Consider the following 3,518-nt stretch of genomic DNA (forward strand, 5'->3'; position numbering starts at 1 on the left):
TGGTGGCGTTCTCGTCCGGCAACCATGCCCAGGGCGTGGCCCATGCCGCACAGATTCTGGGCGTGCCGGCGACCATCATCATGCCGGCGGACGCCCCGCGCACCAAGCTCGACAACACCCGGGCCTATGGCGCCACCGTGGTCACCTACGACCGGTGGAACGAGGACCGTGAGGCGATCGGGGCAGGCATTGCCCGGGACCAGAGGGCGGTGCTGGTCCGCCCCTATGACGACCCGCTGGTCATGGCGGGCCAGGGCACGGTCGGGCTCGAGATCGCGCAGGACTGCCTGGCCCGGGACATCCGGCCGCACTGCGTGCTGGTCCCGGCCAGCGGCGGCGGATTGGCGGCGGGCGTGGCCACTGCCATCCAGGCGAGCCTGCCGGCAACGGCGATCATGACCGCCGAGCCAGCGGGCTTCGACGACCATGCCCGCTCGCTGGCAGCAGGCAAGCGGACCGCTCGCCCCGATAGCGGGGCCACGATCTGCGACGCGCTGATGGCCAAGATCCCGGGTGAGCTGACCTTCCAGGTCAACCGCCGGCGCCTTGCCGGCGGTTCGATCGCCGACGACCAGGCGGTCCGCGCCGCGATGCGGACGGCGTTCCGCTACCTGAAGCTCGTGGTCGAGCCGGGTGGTGCCGTGGGCCTCGCGGCCGTGCTGGCGGGGGCCGTGCCGGTGCGCGACCGGACCGTGGTGGTGGTCCTTTCGGGCGGCAATGTCGATGCCAGCCTGTTCGCCGAGATGCTGGACGAGAGCGCCGAGGCTTGAGCGAACAGCGCGAGACCCGGGTCGACTGGCCGACGGTCGGGGGCCTGCGCCTGCGCTGCGTCACCTGGCGCAGCGACGGCCAGCGGCGCGGGACGGTCGTGATCTGCAACGGCCGCACCGAGTTCGTCGAAAAGTATCTGGGCGTGGTGGAGGAGTTGCAGGAGCGGCGCTTCGACGTTGCGGCCTTCGACTGGCGCGGCCAGGGCCTGTCGGACCGGCTGCTGCCGGATCGCAGCAAGGGCCATGTCGAGAGCTTCGACGACTATCTGGCGGACCTCAGGGCGATCATGGCACTGGTCGACCGGCTGGCCCTGCCGGCCCCACGGTTGATGCTCGCCCATTCCACGGGCGGTCAGGTGGGCCTGCGCTTCCTCCACGACCACCCGGGCGCATTCGCGGGTGCTGCCATGTCGGCACCGATGCTGGGCATGCGCTTTGCCGGCATCCCGCCGGCCGTCGCGGTGGGGCTGGTCCAGGCCATGTGCGCGGGCGGGCGGAGCCGGGACTATGCCTTCGGCCAGGGACCGAAGCCCTATGTCTACCACGACTTCGCCGGCAACGTGCTCACGAGCTGCGAGGAGAGCTACGCAGCCTATCGGGCGCTGCTCGATGCCGATCCGGAGCTGGGCTTGGGCGGGCCGACCTTCGCCTGGGTCCGAGCCGCCCTGCGCTCGATCGCGATCTCCCGGCAGCCGGCCTTCCTGCGGCAGATCGACTGCCCGGTCCTCCTAGCGCTGGGCGACGAGGAACAGGTGGTCGACCCGCGTGCCATCCTGCGCGCGGCGGCCCTGCTGCCACGGGCCGAACTCCTGCGGATCGCCGGGGCGCGCCACGAGATCCTGATCGAGCGGCCGGCGCTGCGCCAGGCCTTCTGGGCGCGCTTCGACGCGTGGTTCAGCCGGCTGCAGCCGCCCTGAGCCTGGCCACGGTGCCGATGACCTCGTCTACCATCGCCGGCGTGAGCAGCCCAGTCTGCACGTTGTAGCGCGAGGTGTGGTAGCTGGAGACGAGACTGGTCACCTCATCGACCGGCTGGACCAGGCCATGGACGAAGGGCAGCTCCTTGAGCTTGCGCCCGAATGCCCGCACCACCGATTCATGCGCGATCCGGCCGAGCGTCAGCACCACCCGCGGCCGGAGTGCTGTCAGGAGTTCATCCTCGAGGAAGCGCCGGCAGGTGGCGACCTCCGCGGGCGTGGGCTTGTTCTCCGGCGGCACGCAGCGCGCGGCATTGGTCACTCTGGTGTCGACCAGGGTGAAGCCGTCTGCGGGATCTGCCCGATAGGTGCCGCTGGCAAGGCCGTGCGCCGCCAGTGCCGCATAGAGGACGTCGCCGGCGAAGTCGCCGGTGAACGGCCGCCCGGTCCGGTTGGCCCCGCGCAGCCCCGGAGCCAGCCCGACGATCAGGACGCGCGCATCCGCTTGGCCGAACGAGGGCACCGGCGCATGGTGCCAGCCAGGGAACCTCGTCCGGTTGGCGGCCCGGAACGCCGCCAGGCGGGGACAGAGCGGGCAGTCCGGCGAAGGCTCTGCCCGTCGGGTAGGCAAGCTGGTCAGGTGCCGACCTGCTCGTCGTCTTCCTCGTCCTCCGTGAGGTCGCCTTCCAGGTCGCTCGACACCATCGGACGCGGCGTCTCGCGGGCGATCAGCGGCATCAGGTCGGCCAGATCGACGAAGAAATCGGCCTGGCGGCGCAGCTCGTCAGCGATCAGCGGCGGCTGGATCTTGATGGTCGAGATCACCGTGACCCGCTTGCCCCGGCGCTGCACCGCGTCCACCAGCCGCCGGAAATCGCCGTCGCCGGAGATCAGGACGATGTGGTCCAGGAAGTGCGACTGCTCCATGATGTCGACCGCGATGTCGACATCCATGTTGCCCTTGAACTTCCGCCGACCGGTGCTCTGGGTGTACTCCTTCAACGGCTTGGTCACCATCGTGTAGCCGTTGTAGTCGAGCCAGTCGACCAGCGGTCGAATCGGCGAGTATTCTTGCTCGTCCAGGAGAGCGGTATAGTAGTAGGCCCTGATGAACCGGCAGGACAGGTTGAAAGTCCTGAGCAATCTCTTGTAATCGATATCGAAAGCAAGAGCGCGGGCTGCTTGATACAGATTGGCCCCGTCGATGAACAGCGAGGTTCGATCGTCGGGGTGAAGGATGTCAGAGGGCAGGAGCCCCATCGGGCCGCTCCGAATTCAGTTCGTTGTTGGTATTCTCCGCCGGGCGACGGAAGAAGCCGGTGTAGAGCGACTCTTTCGGTCGGGCAATCGCCCTGCGACCAGGATGCACCCCTCTGGTCACCCGGCGGTTGCACGCCGGAGGCGCTGGCGGGGCGGCAGCCATCCAGCGCCGCCCCGGGGCTGGCCTGTGGTCGCGCCGTCACACGGCTGGTTTGCAGACCGGCGCGCGATGCACTACATGACGGGCAGACGTCTTGTGGTTTACTCCGGAGTTTCTTCATGGCCCGCATCACCGTCGAGGACTGCGTCGAGCGCGTCCCGAGCCGGTTCGAGCTCGTCATGCTCGCTGCCCAGCGGGCACGCGACATCTCGGCTGGTGCCGCACTCAACCTGGATCGCGATAACGACAAGAACCCGGTGGTCGCCTTGCGCGAGATCGCCGAGGACAAGATCGACCTGGACCATCTGCGCTACGAGATGATCCACGGGCTGCGCCGCCATGCCGAGGTCGGCAGCGAGGAGCCGGAAAGCCTGCAGGATGAGCTGGACGCCCTCATGCCCGCCCCGGATC

General features: G+C 68.9%; 5 protein-coding genes. 3 read left to right on the forward strand and 2 right to left on the reverse strand.

Annotated elements, in window-relative coordinates:
* The coding region (locus tag EQG76_RS23360; RefSeq protein WP_159716774.1) for a threonine ammonia-lyase at positions 1 to 770 on the forward strand (770 nt) is incomplete at its 5' end.
* Entirely contained in the window at positions 767 to 1,687 is a 921-nt protein-coding gene (locus tag EQG76_RS23365) for an alpha/beta fold hydrolase (RefSeq protein WP_159716776.1), read from the forward strand. The genes EQG76_RS23360 and EQG76_RS23365, both read left to right, overlap by 4 nt.
* Here EQG76_RS23365 and EQG76_RS23370 read toward each other — a convergent pair.
* Together EQG76_RS23370 and EQG76_RS23375 are read right to left on the reverse strand one after the other, a co-directional pair.
* Positions 1,665 to 2,210 (reverse strand): uracil-DNA glycosylase, encoded by a 546-nt coding sequence (locus EQG76_RS23370; RefSeq protein ID WP_321573501.1) that lies wholly within the window; start codon positions 2,208 to 2,210, stop codon positions 1,665 to 1,667. The genes EQG76_RS23365 and EQG76_RS23370 overlap by 23 nt on opposite strands.
* Before the next feature lie 113 nt (positions 2,211 to 2,323).
* The gene (locus EQG76_RS23375) at positions 2,324 to 2,947 is read right to left on the reverse strand and encodes a LabA-like NYN domain-containing protein (RefSeq protein WP_159716778.1); all 624 of its coding nucleotides are present in this window, start codon (positions 2,945 to 2,947) and stop codon (positions 2,324 to 2,326) included.
* Positions 2,948 to 3,226: 279 nt separating this feature from the next.
* Between EQG76_RS23375 and rpoZ the strand changes: the two genes are divergently transcribed.
* Positions 3,227 to 3,518: DNA-directed RNA polymerase subunit omega (gene rpoZ / locus EQG76_RS23380; protein WP_159716780.1), on the forward strand; the 292-nt coding region annotated here is incomplete at its 3' end.

It is taken from the genome of Geminicoccus flavidas (assembly GCF_009806515.1).
Taxonomy (GTDB): Bacteria; Pseudomonadota; Alphaproteobacteria; order Geminicoccales; family Geminicoccaceae; genus Geminicoccus; species Geminicoccus flavidus.